Source organism: Pedobacter sp. UC225_65 (assembly GCF_042698365.1).
Lineage (GTDB): Bacteria > Bacteroidota > Bacteroidia > Sphingobacteriales > Sphingobacteriaceae > Pedobacter.
In genome coordinates, this window is the sequence record NZ_CP170550.1 from 4,048,158 (window position 1) to 4,062,131 (window position 13,974).

Genomic DNA, 13,974 nt, shown 5'->3' on the forward strand with positions numbered 1-13,974 from the left:
ATTGTTAAATAACAATGCTTCAATGTAATATTACAATTTGTCCATTTGAAGAACATATGCTTAGCAAAAAGACAAAAAAGAGGGTAGCCTTATGGTTACCCTCTTTTAGTTAAGCACTTTTATGCGAAGCTATTTCTTCCAGTTTTGTCCTCAGTTCTTCAGGATTAAAAGGTTTCGATACATAATCGTTAATGCCGGCCTCGGCTATTTTATTTCTTACATCTAAGGCTACAGACGCAGTTAAAGCGATAATAGGTACGTTAGATTTTACAGTATCACTGTAATTCCGGATGATACTCGAGGCTTCGTATCCATCCATGATCGGCATGTGGATATCCATTAAGATCAAGTCGTAGTTGTTTGTTTTGAAGGCCTCAACAGCATCCGAGCCATTGCCCGCAAAATCTGGGGTGATATTCCATTTGGCCAATAGTTTTCGCATCAATAAAGTATTCATCTGATTGTCTTCGGCAATCAGAACTTTTAAACTGCTAATGTCCATGTCTTCAATGCTTTTGTTGTTCGGTTCTATAGGTATGTTTTGATCAAAGATCAAATGTTTTATAAACAATTTCAAAAGTAAATGATGTGCCCACATTTACCTCGCTTTGTATGTTAATATTACTTTCGTGTAACTCTAGCAGGTTCTTCACAATAGACAAACCCAAGCCACTGCCGCCATAGTTACGTGTGGTACTGGTAGAAGCCTGCGAAAAAGATTCAAATACCATTTGTTGCTTTTCTGCCGGAATCCCAATCCCTGTATCACTCACGCAAAAATAGAGCCTAATATTCTGGTCCATTTTTTCTTTTACTTTGATGGTAAGGTTGATCTTTCCCTCTTTGGTAAATTTTAGGGCATTTTCGATCAAGTTATTTAAGATCTGGGTAAGCCGAGTGGGGTCGCCTATTACGCCTAGGTCGTTTAATTCACTGCTGCAATCTAAAGTAAAACCTAAGCCTTTTGCTGCGGCTCTGTTTTTAAATCCTGCAAAAATATTGTGGATCAAGCTGTAAACCCCAAAAGGTGTTTTTTCAATGTCTACTTTTCCAGACTCTATTTTGTTGATATCCAACACATCGTTAATCAGGCTTAAGAGGTTGTTGGCAGAAAATTTAAGGATATTCAAATTCTCTTCCTGATCTTTTCGGGGATTGTCTAAAAGTAACAGATTGCTCATGCCAATTACCCCATTAAGTGGGGTGCGCAGCTCGTGCGAAATGGTAGAGAGGAAATTGGTCTTTGCCTTAGAGAGCTGTTCTGATACCGTGATGGTTTCCTGTAGTTTTTCGTTGAGCTTCTTTTCTTCAGCCTGTTTGATCTTTAGTTGTTTGATGGTGTCGTTAAAAGCATAAAAAAAATGATGTTGGATGTAGATGATCAATAAAAAGTTGAACACAAAAACGGTCAAAAAACTGTAGTTGTCTACCTCTATCTGGTTGTTGATGGTCAGCATCGCCTCTTGCCCATAAAGGGCAAAGTTGATTCCCATAAAGAGAATGCTGAGCAACGAATAAAATACCCCCCATTTAATTCCCAAAAGGTAATAGCTCATCACCACCAATAGCAACATAAATTGCAGGGAAATGATTTTGATACCTTGCAAAAAGATGAACAAGTTAGACCAGATCAATACCGCTACAATAATACAGGTAAGGTGGGCCACCAACTTCCATTTGGGTGTTTTTAACAATACCCATATCAGTCCGGCCTGTGCCAAAATGATTGTTACAGAACGGAAAAACAAGAGGTATTGCTCATGGATATAGAAAGAAGGAAGGGTAAGCAACAGCACAATCAGGCTTGCAGAAAGACCGTGGGCCAAAAATCTTGCCCTTACCATATTTAAGGGATCGGGGTCGTTGGCTAATATTTTTGTAATGTTTTTATCAATATAACTTATTCTAAACATGTAACTAAAGTAGGAGAGTGAAATGCAATATACGCCTTAATTTTTAGTTAAATAAAATGAGAGAGCGGAATTTATGAGCTATTTTGTCTCTTGATAAAGATCACTAAAGAGATTAAAATAAAATTTGCAAGCGTTAAACTTTTAATTACTTTTGCATCCCACACCTGGGGGATTAGCTCATTTGGCTAGAGCGCTTCGCTGGCAGTGAAGAGGTGATCGGTTCGAATCCGATATTCTCCACCTAAATTTCCCATATGGGAAGAAAAGTCCAAAATTTTATTATGGCAATCGAAAAACACCTTTGGAGTATATCTAAAGGTGTTTTTTGTTTAACCGGAACTATAATTCTTTCCCAATTACTTTACGTTTATTACGTCTTTTTGGGATACCAAGTATGATCTCTGCGAGAAATTTTTTTGTTAAGTCTTCTTCTTTCTGGATAAACTCTGGAAAATGTAGCTTATGTATTTCCGTAATCTTTTTTGATAGGTCTGAAAATTGTTCGAGCTTGTTATTGAGCTTGTCTACTTTTTCAACTAGGGTAACTAATATTTCATATAAAAAATTGATAGATAGCTAATTATGGTTTTCGAGTGGTTTGATTTCTTCTATGGGAGGTTGCATTAATGTCTTTATCTACAAGATTAATTCCAAATAATTTTACCCATATGGGATAAATTATGATAATATAATAATGAAATAAAATTGATGTTTGAATTAGTCTTTATAAAAATTCATTCTTAGAAAATAATAGTGGAGAATAATTTATTTAACACAAATAATAGGGCATGAAATTATTATGATAGGAACGCTATATCAAGGGCACAAGCTACCTTTTATTTATGCAAGGAGTTTGCAAATTGGTGTAAATGCGTTGAGCTAAAAGCAATTCTTAGTTGGACAAGGGCTACCTGATATTCTCAAAAATATCGGGCGGCCCTTGCGGGCAATAAGGCTGGGCATCCTCTAACATCATTAGTGATATAATTCCTGCATAAGTGTTTTGATAGCGAAATCTTAATTAGACATCATCGCCTGGATCTCCAGAATTAAGATTATCGGCTACAGAATTTGAAGAGGCGCTATTATCTGCAGTCATGTAAACTTATATTTAAGTAAACTTATATAAAAAAAACTTCAATGCACTAAAACACATATGATATTCTTTTTTGAACCAACTTATATTCTCATTAATCTATTTAAATTATTTTAAGTTTCATATTTTTTCTATTTTGCGTACAATGACAATTGACGACTCTAAAGTATCTGTTAAGGATATGCATACTCTTCACGAAATTTTTACGCAAAACAACTGGTTTTCAAAATCTGGTCAGGAACAGGCTTATAAAAGCTTTATGGACATGCTAGTAAATTTTTCAGACGAGCAAAAAAATCTTATTTTGGACTTAGCTAAAAGATATCTTTGGATTGGCTTCAATGAATATTTTCAAGCCATTTTAGATCAACTAACAATTGTTGAAGATGCAAAATTAGCTTCTTGTGAAAAAATTATTGTATTCCCAATCGTTAAACCAAAGGATATTGGTAAGGCCAAAAGTTCAATGCCCTTTTTATATATGTTTCGATCGGTTACTTTTGCAGGTAAGAGATATGAACACATTAATTTTGAGGTTGTTGATAGTTATACTCAAATAAAAAGGATCAAATTTGGCCCCAAGGACTTATTGTTTTTAGTTGATGATTTCGTAGGCTCTGGAGATACCCTAAAAATTACTGTTGAGGAAATTTTGAAAAATGAGACGTTAAAGGCGGAAGTAATAAATGTTTTAACGCTAGTGACACAAGCCGAAAGTTTATCGAAAGTGAAAGAGCTAAAAATATCATATTATAGTGCACATACAAGAACCAAAGGAATATCTGACTTTTATGCTTCTTCTGAAATTGAAGCAAAAATTTCAATCATGAGGAGCATCGAGGATTTTATTCCTAAAATCGGTCAATATTCCTTAGGTTATAATAAATCAGAGGCTTTAGTTTCAATGCATAGGACACCAAACAACACTTTCCCGATTTTTTGGATGAGCTATAGAAAGGGTGGTAAAGTTTATAAAGCTCCATTTTTAAGATGATAAACGAAAGACTATTATATATCTTATTGACAATCGTAAAAAAGAACGGCGATGTTAGACAAATGTTAAAGGAGGGTGTTTCCTTTAAAGAAATAGGCGATCTCATAAATACCGGTCTTGAATTAAAGTTATTAGTGTTTGTTGATGATGAGATTAAACTAACAACAGCAGGCAAAACTAAAATTAACAAGGAATGGGTTAATTTTAAAAGCACTAATAAAGCGGACTGGATTTTACCCGATGTGAAAAATAAGATTAGCAAGATGGGAAAAAATGATATATATTTACCTAACGAAAGAGAACTTACTTTTTAGATATTACGCTGTGTGCCAGCGTCGGGGCGGTGATTCATCGGTCCTGTATCAGAATGATCTTTCAAGCTATTGCGTTTAGCATGAACCAAAAGTTTTTCCTCCCCAAGGCAGAGCCTCAGGGACCCCTCCAAAACATTTTGTTCCATACTAAACGCTTTGTTCTAACGGGCTCGGGCTTTTACCGAGCCCTAATGAAATTTAAAAGATGACTTTTGACAATTACGAACACCTCTTCCGTTCAAAGGCTTCTAAAGCTGGTTACTCTGAGGAGAATGTTCAAAAGTGTCTTAACTATGCAAGACCTCTGATTGAAAACAATCTTCCAGTTATTTTCAATACCTCAAATTTGTCGGTTCTGGTTGGGTACAGGAAAAATTTCATCAAAAGAGCGGTACTTTACACTGATTATTTCTATCGATCTTTCCCAATTAAGAAAAAAAATAAGAAACCAAGATACCTTAAAGAACCTTTACCAAGCTTAAAGGAAATACAGATTTGGATACTTGAAGAACTATTATATTCTATCCCAGTTAGTAGGTTTGCAAAGGCTTATGTACAGAAAAGATCTCTATTAGACAACGTTAAGTACCATAAAGGAAAAGAAACGGTGCTCAGTTTAGATATTAAGGACTTCTTTACAAACATAAAAAGGCCATCAATCGAACAAATTTTCCAAGGGGTAGGTTATTCCTCAAATGTTGCCAATCTTCTAAGTAAGCTATGTTGCTGTGACGAATATTTACCTCAGGGTGCTCCAACTAGTCCCTATCTATCAAATCTATACCTAAGAACATTTGACTCGCAAGTTTCAAAATACGCAGTATCTAATAACTTAAGATACACAAGGTATGCGGATGATATCACATTATCAGGTAAAATGGATATAAATGCATCAATTGAATATGTAAATACTGAACTGTCAAAACTTTCCCTCAAGTTAAATAAGGAGAAAGTAAAAGTTATGGGACAGAACGTACGTCAAGAAGTAACAGGTATTGTTGTAAATGATGCTATCCAAGCTCCAAAATCATATAGAGACAAAATTAGACAAGAGATTTATTTTATAAAGAAATTCACTCTAGAAGGGCATTTAAAAAACACCAAGAATACTAAGTCAAACTATTTAAGGCACCTCCTTGGTAAGGTTAATTTTGTTTTACAATTAAATGATGGGGACAAGGAAATGGTTGATTATAGTGATTTTCTTAAGGCGGAATTAAAATCGAAACCTGAAGCTTGAGATATTAGCTCTCATAGCTAATTGACCATCTGATATTGAAAGAAGGGGGATGGAAAGGTTATATTCTTAATCACTATCCTAAAGGAACATGTGGTAAACCTTCGATGACCTGTGTAAAACAAATTTTCTATAATCTCTAAAATATAATTTTATACTAACCCTCTCTATTAGACACTAGAGTTACTGGGATGATCAATTCCTGTCTAAATTGCTTTTCTGATAGCCTCTTTAATATTTCTTTTTTTTTTAATTCGGGTTCATAGTATTAAATACGGTGCTAAAGCCTATTGTCAATTAGATTAATCGTATCGGTTATGAAATGACACAACTCCGTTTCGTTTATGGTTGCAGGGTCAACTCCTAGCGCGACATAATCTGGCGTTGGTTCTCCGTGGTGTGGCTTGCATGATATGTTATTGATCAGTTTTAGTAAATCAATTACATTCCGTGTATTGCTGTCCCGAAAAGCTACGCCGGTAGTAGTAAGATGAGTGATTATCCTTCCAAAGGTTTGGTCATTTTGTGGGATTTCCCTCAACTGGCGGTGAAATTTGAAGCGAATATGCGCTTCTAGAACATTACGCAGCCAGCCCAAAACAATATCTTTTTTTAGAATATCAGGATGCTGGAGAAAATCTTCTAGTTCTTTCAAATGTTTGAAATAATCATTTTCTACCAGTTTATTAAGGTCGAAATCCTCAATTCCCGAACTACCTGTTTGATAGTTCTGATAGATACGCAACGTTTTTCGGTCAACGGCGGCAACTCTTTTATAAATCTCGTGAAGAAAATATTCATTATGGCTAAGCACAATAATCTGCTTGATTTGTGGAAGCAGGTTGTGAATAAGTTGAACCGTATACATCCGCCTATTACTGTCGAAACTAGATAGCGGGTCGTCAAATATTAATATCTTATCAGCCTTAGCTGGATCAATATCAAGTTTGGACAAAAAAAATGCCAGCGCAATGGTACTTTTATCCCCTTCGCTTAAGCAATCTTTTACATTGTTTTGCTGACTTGCATCGAAAGATATTTCCTGCCCATTTAGTGTTAATTTATAATTTACTTTATTTTGTGTTCCTCGACCTTGAGGGCCAACATGCACTACATTATCTATCAGAAATGGTGTTTTGAATATATTGTGTAAATAATGGTTGATCGATCTTTGTATGTGGTAAAGAAAGCTTGTGCCGCCAGTTGCTGTTGTTGGGCAAGCGCTGTATAGGCTGTTTCCAAACCCTTAAGTGTACCACGTTCTGTTTGAAGTTGGATACAAATGGCAGCATTGGTAGGTTCAAACCTCTTTTTGATACGTGTAAGTTCATTTAATTCTGTCTGTGCCTGAACCACTGTCTGAATTCCAACCCTAAAAGTAGTAATGGCTACGTTTGCTGATGCAACTTGCTGATTATGTGTTGTTACGGCACTGGTTATTGTCGTTATCTGGTCTTCGAAATTACTTAAGCTAGTTGTGTTAACGGCCACAGATGGATTTGCTATTTTTTGCTGTACTAAGCTAATGACGTTTGCAAGCCCATCACGCAAAACCTGTGCATCATTTATTATCACTGTTAACGGTTGGATTGTTCCGGCAGCAAGGTGCGTTGCCCAGGAGGTGATCCGACTATTATTGGCATTTGCAATACTTTCTATACGCTGTATCTCAACATCCAAGTTTATTTCTCCCAGTTTTTGAAGATGCCCTTGCAATCTAGCTAAGTATTCATTAAATATGGCGTTAAATACCTCGGTATAAGCATTGATAATATCCGTTGGCGTATCTAACGACTGCTTACAAAAGGGACAGTGGGACGGCTCGCCACTCTCTGTTTGACTAAGACGATATTTGAATCCCTTATTCAACCATGCTTTGGGCTCAGCGATTCCATGTTCTTCCAAATTTTCGCAATGCTGATCGAAGAGCTGCTGCAAACTTTCATCTTGAAGACTTTGCATTGTTGTTTGAAGGTCATTGAGCAATGCCTGAAAATCAATATTAAGGTTGATTGCTGTTTGATTGCTTAATAATTGCAGCGTTTGAATGACTGCATTTGAATTAGCGTGGGCTAATGATGCTGTCGCAGCGGTAATCTTCGCATCTATATTTATTGCCTTATTTGGGCTAATAGCCAGGAACTGGGTAAGCATACTTTGGGTGAGCCCATTAGCCACAGTCAAAATAATCTGATTTTCAAGGCTCGTTTGTGTGTTTCTCGAATTGGTTTTATCAGTTTTATTTTGATCTAGCTGCTGTTGAATTGCCACACCTTGTGCACCTATAACGAATTGATGTAGTTGCTTTTTATGATCGTCGTTAAAACTGCAACCTGAATAGATGTTCTCGTCTACAAAATGTATATCGAAAATTTCAATATTGGCATATTGTGAACCCCATGAATTGGCAGTAAAGACATGAGCGATATTGTTTGTCGTACCGTTTGGCCGTTGAATTATCCTCACACCTTGAGGCGTCATCGAACTTATCGTTTTTCGCTTTGCTATTCGAGTAGGGTCGTTTTCTGCCAAAGAGCGGAACACCGAAGAAATTGTCGTTTTTCCACTACCATTGTCAGCATAGAAAAGAGTTAACTTTTTGAATGCGACATCTCCGCTGGCCTGGTAATTTCCAAATTTCCCGATAGATACGAGGCTTTCAATTTTATGAATCATAAAGTTTTAATTGGTTGTTATAAAGGTAGGTTAATCCATTTAACTAAACAATTAGCATTCTCTGGCTCCCATTGTCTAGGCAACGCCTATGCTAATTCTCATACTTACCGGTAATTACATAAAATTTGTAAATTTATAGCAATAGAAATGTCATGAAAGAAACCATTATCAATCTGATTGAAAACGAAAGTGAGAATACAAAGTTGGATTTTAAGCTAGAACAGTATCCTATTGGAAAAGGCGATAGCAAGAAAGGTGAATTTTTAAAGGATATATGCGCATTCGCGAACCTCAGCAGCAAAGAAGATAAGTTTATTATTATAGGAGCTGAAGAAAAAAATGGAATGGCGATTGGTTTTAAGCCTATTAACGAATTGCATGACCAAGCATCTTACCAACAATTTTTAAATCAATATATAGAGCCCGAAATAAATTTTGAATACAAAGAGATTATTCACCTAGGAAACCGGTTGGCTTATTTCAGGATATTTGACAATAGTAAAGGGCCTTATTTATTTAAGAAAGAATATAAGGATACGTATCAGAAAGGAACCATTTACCGAATCGGCACCGGGTTTGTTAGGACAGGTACATCCACACGAGAATTAAGGCGCGAGGATTTAGAGAAAATATATGCTGGCCGTTCTGCCGCCAAGGACCGTAGCAATGATATAGATTTTGAGTTTTCACTGTGGGGTTTCAAATCTTCAGAACTTAGTTATGCCGGTTATATAAAACACTTACGGGTTGATGCAAAAAACCTATCAAACACCTCTATCGATTTGGATGTTGAGGCCAAAATTTATAACAATAAACGTGTTAGCGCAAAGTGTGCACAAGATGAGGAATATAAATTGTACAATAATAGCCGCGATAAAAGCTTGTTCGCTTACACACCTCATTTAGATAAGATGATGCCTCCATTTGTTATTAAGGATATGAATGTGGAGTTTAAAAATCATGGCGATTATTCTATTTATGAAATCACTCCAAAAAAAGGCACGCACACAGCACTTCGTGTAAAGCAGAAAGGTATACAAACTGACATCTTTAATGGTCAGATTGCGCTTGTTTTCTCAAAGCCGGCAGATATAAAAATTGAAATCACTGTGAGAAGCAATGACTTTGCTGATGGACCGAAAACCTTTTCTTTTGTTTTACCGGAAGACGAGATTAAAGAATTCCTAGAATCAAGAGACCTCTAGGATACTGAAAATTATATTGATAAGGATTCCTAAAAACGACCTATTCCAATAAACCCTCCAAAATTGTTCCAATTAAGTCCCGCCTCCAATTATTGAAGTTATGGCTGTTAACAATAAAACCGATCAACTTTTACGCTTTATTTCGCCTTGGTTCTTTCTAAACATGTAAATCATCTCTAAAGTAATTCTAGTTTTCCCTCTTGTCGCCTAGCGAAACTACTTGTTAGAGGAAAATATTGCATACATTCCAATGTAAACTTAAATTACTGATATTGAGCTATTCGTGGTAATTAATTGGATTTAAGCAGCCAGAAGTCAGCCAAGCCACTTGCGAAGAATAATGCTGTTTCCAGTAATTGAAGATGTTCTAAATGCTATTCTGAAAATATTGTCCCTGTTCAACACCCTTTATTTAATATGCTTTGAAAAGCCCTTTAAATACCTGCGATGGTAAATTAAACTTGGTAAGCATATTATTGAATAGACAAGGTTTTTTACATAAGTTATGGCTATAATTATCGATGATAAATAAAAAATCATTTATATTACCTATTTATGATTTCCAGTATTTTATCCAGTATTTTACCGCCTTGTTAATTTCCAGTTCATCTATCGTTTTAAGTCGTTTTATTTTTAAGCAATATTCATAGGATACGCCTGGCACCATTTCAAGAAATTCTAAGTATTCCTCTTTATACAGCTTTAATGCTTCATTATATTTCCTACGCATCCATTGATATTTTTTCATGATGTGTTTATCATCCTTGAGATGAGAAATTGCTATTTCATTAACCGTAGCGAGTCGAACACTATTCAATAAATGAAACATTTGTTCAGATGAAGTAAATTCTCGACACTCAGGAGTATATAAAACAAAGTAATCTATATAGTATTGGCCATCTTCGTCCTCTTTAACAACCTCTTTAGGAACTTTGAAAAAAAATGCACCATGTATTCCCAATACCCACACTACACAATCATCGATAAGCCTTTTCGCAAGCTTTTGGTCAATTATAATCCTCGGAAATATTGCGTCATTTTTTTCACGTGTATACGCGTCAATAAGGCCTGGGCCAAAGATAATGGATTTAGTATGAATTATTTTTCCGACTGTAATTGCACCCCTACAAAAAATTCCCCTGTCTGCTAGAGTGGCCTGCATCATTTTTACAAAATGTATTAGCCGCGAGGCATCATGCTTGTCGTTATACTTCACTGAAATGACTATGGTGTCTGAAAAATATGTAACAACCATAGATTGTGGCTTGTAATCATTTACAACGTCACCGGAGAATTTCCCTTTTACAGTTATATTGAAAATCTTATAAACTTCCAATACCCAATTAATCCTTGGCTGGCTAGGTCTTCCATTGGCCATAATTGTATCATCAACAATTTGTTTGAATCCTAAAATGTCGATGTAAGCAATTACGCGTCTTTCATATTTTAACACCTCTTTCGGCATAACTCTAATATAGCGATTTGTTGAGCAAATGAGATTTTATAGCATTAAATTCCTATCGCTCTCAAAAATGCGGGTCGCTTAAAAATTTCGATATTAACGAATTAATCCACTGGTAATCAATTTTTTGTGATTATCGTATCAACGGAAATGATTATTTGTTGAATGGAAATACAGGGGAGTTAGGAAATTGACAATCAACCTACGGTTATGGACTATCTATAAAATTAATTTGCTCAAAAGATTGCCAAGATTTCAATACACGATTTTTAGACTTTACTTTTAAATACCGTTGCGTTTTGATATTTTCCCAAATTATAAGTTTGTCTTCAACTTTTTTTATAGCCCTAATATCTCCATCTTGCGAGATTACAAACCCGAAAGAATTTGGATTATGCCAACAAAACGAAATCATTGATTGATGTCTTGTTCCAAACTCCTTTGTAGATCGTTCTATTAATTTTGATTTTCTTATTATGGCATTATCTGCTTGGTAAACTGTTTCGGGAGGGTCAATTTTTTTAATAACTCCTCCGAAACCTTCAACATCAAGTTTATTATTGAATATAATTAGACCATCCACACAACTTTGAGAAGCTATGAAGCGAATAGCACCTTTTAGTTCGTTTGATGAAGATTTTAAGAGTTCTTCGAAAATTTTTGACATTTGATATTTACTATTGTCGATTGGTGAATCTCCAAAGTCTTGAATTTGTTTTAATAAACTCTCGTTACTCTTGGTGGTGAGCGCAAAATGGTAAATAACATGGCTTAATCTACCATATTGAATAGGATACTTAATTTTTATCTCATCGAAATTATCGGTAATTAAAATTGCTCCTCCATGATTGTAATTGCGAACATGAATAAGTAATCTTGATATTGCACTTCTCCATACATTAGTCAGCAAGTTTTGATGTTCTAGATGGATTTTACTATTGAACCTAAAACTACCAAGGTCTTTCCTTTGATATTCAGTTCTACTTTTTATTGATTGAGCAATAGGACCGGACCTTAATACATCTAAAAATTCAGTTACTAGAACATTATGTTTTAAAGTCGCGATTAGGTCAAATCTATATATAACTGCCAAATTACCAATTCCTGTGATAGTTGCCTGGAAAATACCGGCTTGATCAGGCTTAAAGTCCGTTTCATGGTTCATGTAACTTTGTGTATGAAGTGACTGGTCTATCATCCCATAGATTTGTAAGTTATGAGAATCATCTGCAAATACGGCTAGTGAACTACTCCATGGATCTGCTGCTTTTGCTAGCTTAACCAAATTCTTAATGTTAAATTCAATTGGCATATCAAATTTTGCAAAACGCCACTCATCACTTAGTAAATTTTCATTAGTTGGATGCCACCATGAGTTCGGATTAAAATAAATGATATTGACTTTGATCATTTCCCCTTCTTCAGTGTTCATGCTTGCATAAAACATCACATCAAATAATTCTTCTAGTGTGGGAATTGATGGTTTATTCTTCTTTTTAGTCTGTTCTAAATATTTGAAGACATACATCGCAAGTTCCTTAGGTTTGGCGTGATAGCTATTCATAAGTAAGATTTGCTTAAAGCTAATAATTTCAAAATAATTTCGAACACTTTTTAAACTGTGTTTCCGTAAACGTCTCCACCTTGTTTCGTTCCAAACTGTCTCGCCCGATACAGTCTTTTCTGTTTTTGTTTTTATTTTTGGCTTGAATTAATGACGAGCTATTTCAGGACAAGATATTTATCATTATTCTTTGTAATTTGAGATTGAAAAAATCGATAATCGTTGTAATACAATTATTGTTTATTAATATTTATTGATATCTTTACTTGGCTGATTATCAATTGGTAATATGAAATTCTACTTACCGCTTCTCACTCTGCTCTGCTTTTCCAGTCTGGTATTCAGCCAAGACTGTCCCCCTGCTCCTAAGGGTGGGTCAATAAAAATCTGTATTCCACAGACAAAAGCTCAGAGCCTGAAAATCAAATATCGAATTGGAGGATGTGATGGTTGTAGCCAAATAATAGTTGTAGATAATAATATAATCGACACGTTATAGATATAAAATGTGGCTTAGAATTAGTTTTAATACTGTTTTTTGATTATCTTTAATTTCAATAATTAATAAAAAACTCAGCCAAAACTCAGCCAAATTACCCAAAATGATAAATAAAAAACCGCTCTTAGAGCATCAAAAACGGCGTTTGAATGAAGCTATTGAGGCGATATCAAGTCCGATATTCTCCACCTATTATTTAAATGCCCTTAAATTAATTTTTAAGGGCATTTTTATTTTATTTCAATAGAAAACAAACTACCCAGAAACTAACATCTTTTATGGTTTACCGTACCGCAGTGATCAAAACAATGACTTTATTTGGCAATTGAACTAAATTTAACCGTATGACGAAAAGAACAATTTTAGCATTGATTTCCTTGCTGCCCTTAGCAAGTTTTGGACAAGCATACTCCGAGCCTAATAATTCTGGTATAGGCAGTGTGGTTGGCATTTTATTAGGTATTGGTATTTGTGTTGTGATATTCATGGTACTAAGACAGGCGTTTCTTTGGTATTGGAAAGTCGAAGTGATCATCAAAAAACAAGATGAACAAATACAATTGCTCAAAGGGATATACAAATCGATTGAAGAGAATAATAGATTGACACAATCTCAAATAGAATTAACTATAGGTAAAGAAGAAAATAAAGTCTAAGATTAAGCCTAGTTAAGGTCCAGCTTAAGTTGTCAATCCTTAGTTGTTCTGTATGGCGTATAGCTAAAGTTGCTGTTGTCTACCAATATATTTTTAGTTTTGTCGAGAAAAGGAAGCAAATTATCATCCGCTTTGATAAAATATAAAAATCTTCGAAATTGGAGGTCTATTTGATTCATACCATAAGATATAAGGCAGACACAAACTGCTGTTCGAACTGAAAATAGCAGTGTTGGAATACAGTTTCTCCAAACCGTCCGCGACTGCAGTGACTTTATAGGAAAGCACAAAACTAATCAAATCTTTATGATGCCGTTTTTGCTTAGTAAGGGGTCATAATATAACTCCTAAATATTAA

11 protein-coding genes and 1 tRNA gene are annotated in these 13,974 nt (G+C 35.1%); 6 read left to right on the plus strand and 6 right to left on the minus strand.

Annotated elements, in window-relative coordinates; all coding sequences use genetic code 11:
• Positions 1 to 109: 109 nt before the first annotated feature.
• Positions 110 to 556 (minus strand): response regulator, encoded by a 447-nt coding sequence (locus ACFJIZ_RS21330; protein ID WP_379088836.1) that lies wholly within the window; start codon positions 554 to 556, stop codon positions 110 to 112.
• Positions 546 to 1,913: a sensor histidine kinase gene (locus ACFJIZ_RS21335; RefSeq protein WP_379088839.1), complete on the minus strand. Its 1,368-nt coding sequence runs from the start codon at positions 1,911 to 1,913 to the stop codon at positions 546 to 548. The genes ACFJIZ_RS21330 and ACFJIZ_RS21335 overlap by 11 nt, the downstream gene beginning before the upstream one ends.
• 166 nt (positions 1,914 to 2,079) lie before the next feature.
• On the opposite strand from ACFJIZ_RS21335, the gene ACFJIZ_RS21340 reads away from it, so the two are divergent.
• The 4 genes from ACFJIZ_RS21340 to ACFJIZ_RS21355 all read left to right on the plus strand — a co-directional run bounded on the left by ACFJIZ_RS21340 (position 2,080) and on the right by ACFJIZ_RS21355 (position 5,557).
• A tRNA-Ala gene (locus ACFJIZ_RS21340) sits at positions 2,080 to 2,153 on the plus strand.
• A gap of 1,001 nt (positions 2,154 to 3,154) precedes the next feature.
• Positions 3,155 to 4,003 (plus strand): hypothetical protein, encoded by an 849-nt coding sequence (locus ACFJIZ_RS21345; RefSeq protein ID WP_379088842.1) that lies wholly within the window; start codon positions 3,155 to 3,157, stop codon positions 4,001 to 4,003.
• On the plus strand, positions 4,000 to 4,317 hold the full coding sequence (locus ACFJIZ_RS21350; RefSeq protein WP_379088844.1) for a hypothetical protein: 318 nt from the start codon (positions 4,000 to 4,002) through the stop codon (positions 4,315 to 4,317). Before ACFJIZ_RS21345 ends, ACFJIZ_RS21350 begins: the two co-directional genes overlap by 4 nt.
• 205 nt (positions 4,318 to 4,522) lie before the next feature.
• Positions 4,523 to 5,557 carry a reverse transcriptase family protein gene (locus ACFJIZ_RS21355; protein ID WP_379088847.1) on the plus strand — a complete coding sequence of 345 codons (1,035 nt, stop codon included), beginning with the start codon at positions 4,523 to 4,525 and terminating at the stop codon, positions 5,555 to 5,557.
• 277 nt (positions 5,558 to 5,834) lie between these two features.
• Here ACFJIZ_RS21355 and ACFJIZ_RS21360 read toward each other — a convergent pair whose 3' ends face one another.
• Together ACFJIZ_RS21360 and ACFJIZ_RS21365 are read right to left on the minus strand one after the other, a co-directional pair.
• The gene (locus ACFJIZ_RS21360) at positions 5,835 to 6,665 is read right to left on the minus strand and encodes an AAA family ATPase (RefSeq protein ID WP_379088850.1); all 831 of its coding nucleotides are present in this window, start codon (positions 6,663 to 6,665) and stop codon (positions 5,835 to 5,837) included.
• An 11-nt stretch (positions 6,666 to 6,676) separates the two neighbouring features.
• Positions 6,677 to 8,230: an AAA family ATPase gene (locus tag ACFJIZ_RS21365; protein WP_379088853.1), complete on the minus strand. Its 1,554-nt coding sequence runs from the start codon at positions 8,228 to 8,230 to the stop codon at positions 6,677 to 6,679.
• 152 nt (positions 8,231 to 8,382) lie between these two features.
• Between ACFJIZ_RS21365 and ACFJIZ_RS21370 the strand changes: the two genes are divergently transcribed.
• A complete protein-coding gene (locus tag ACFJIZ_RS21370; protein ID WP_379088856.1) occupies positions 8,383 to 9,435 on the plus strand; it encodes a helix-turn-helix domain-containing protein in 1,053 nt (350 codons plus the stop codon).
• 553 nt (positions 9,436 to 9,988) lie between these two features.
• Here the strand turns inward: ACFJIZ_RS21370 and ACFJIZ_RS21375 are convergent.
• Positions 9,989 to 10,900, minus strand: coding sequence for a hypothetical protein (locus tag ACFJIZ_RS21375; protein ID WP_379088859.1), 912 nt, complete (start codon positions 10,898 to 10,900; stop codon positions 9,989 to 9,991).
• A 205-nt stretch (positions 10,901 to 11,105) separates the two neighbouring features.
• Positions 11,106 to 12,461: a putative sensor domain DACNV-containing protein gene (locus ACFJIZ_RS21380; RefSeq protein ID WP_379088862.1), complete on the minus strand. Its 1,356-nt coding sequence runs from the start codon at positions 12,459 to 12,461 to the stop codon at positions 11,106 to 11,108.
• 843 nt (positions 12,462 to 13,304) lie between these two features.
• Between ACFJIZ_RS21380 and ACFJIZ_RS21385 the strand changes: the two genes are divergently transcribed.
• Positions 13,305 to 13,616 (plus strand): hypothetical protein, encoded by a 312-nt coding sequence (locus ACFJIZ_RS21385; RefSeq protein WP_379088865.1) that lies wholly within the window; start codon positions 13,305 to 13,307, stop codon positions 13,614 to 13,616.
• The last annotated feature ends 358 nt before the right edge of the window (positions 13,617 to 13,974 follow it).

What these genes read in the sequence shown, in the direction of transcription:
- ACFJIZ_RS21335 (WP_379088839.1), bottom strand. Translation starts at nt 1,913, where the DNA reads ATGTTTAGAATAAGTTATATTGATAAAAACATTACAAAAATATTAGCC.
- ACFJIZ_RS21345 (WP_379088842.1), top strand. Translation starts at nt 3,155, where the DNA reads ATGACAATTGACGACTCTAAAGTATCTGTTAAGGATATGCATACTCTT.
- ACFJIZ_RS21350 (WP_379088844.1), top strand. Translation starts at nt 4,000, where the DNA reads ATGATAAACGAAAGACTATTATATATCTTATTGACAATCGTAAAAAAG.
- ACFJIZ_RS21355 (WP_379088847.1), top strand. Translation starts at nt 4,523, where the DNA reads ATGACTTTTGACAATTACGAACACCTCTTCCGTTCAAAGGCTTCTAAA.
- ACFJIZ_RS21365 (WP_379088853.1), bottom strand. Translation starts at nt 8,230, where the DNA reads ATGATTCATAAAATTGAAAGCCTCGTATCTATCGGGAAATTTGGAAAT.
- ACFJIZ_RS21370 (WP_379088856.1), top strand. Translation starts at nt 8,383, where the DNA reads ATGAAAGAAACCATTATCAATCTGATTGAAAACGAAAGTGAGAATACA.
- ACFJIZ_RS21375 (WP_379088859.1), bottom strand. Translation starts at nt 10,900, where the DNA reads ATGCCGAAAGAGGTGTTAAAATATGAAAGACGCGTAATTGCTTACATC.
- ACFJIZ_RS21380 (WP_379088862.1), bottom strand. Translation starts at nt 12,461, where the DNA reads ATGAATAGCTATCACGCCAAACCTAAGGAACTTGCGATGTATGTCTTC.
- ACFJIZ_RS21385 (WP_379088865.1), top strand. Translation starts at nt 13,305, where the DNA reads ATGACGAAAAGAACAATTTTAGCATTGATTTCCTTGCTGCCCTTAGCA.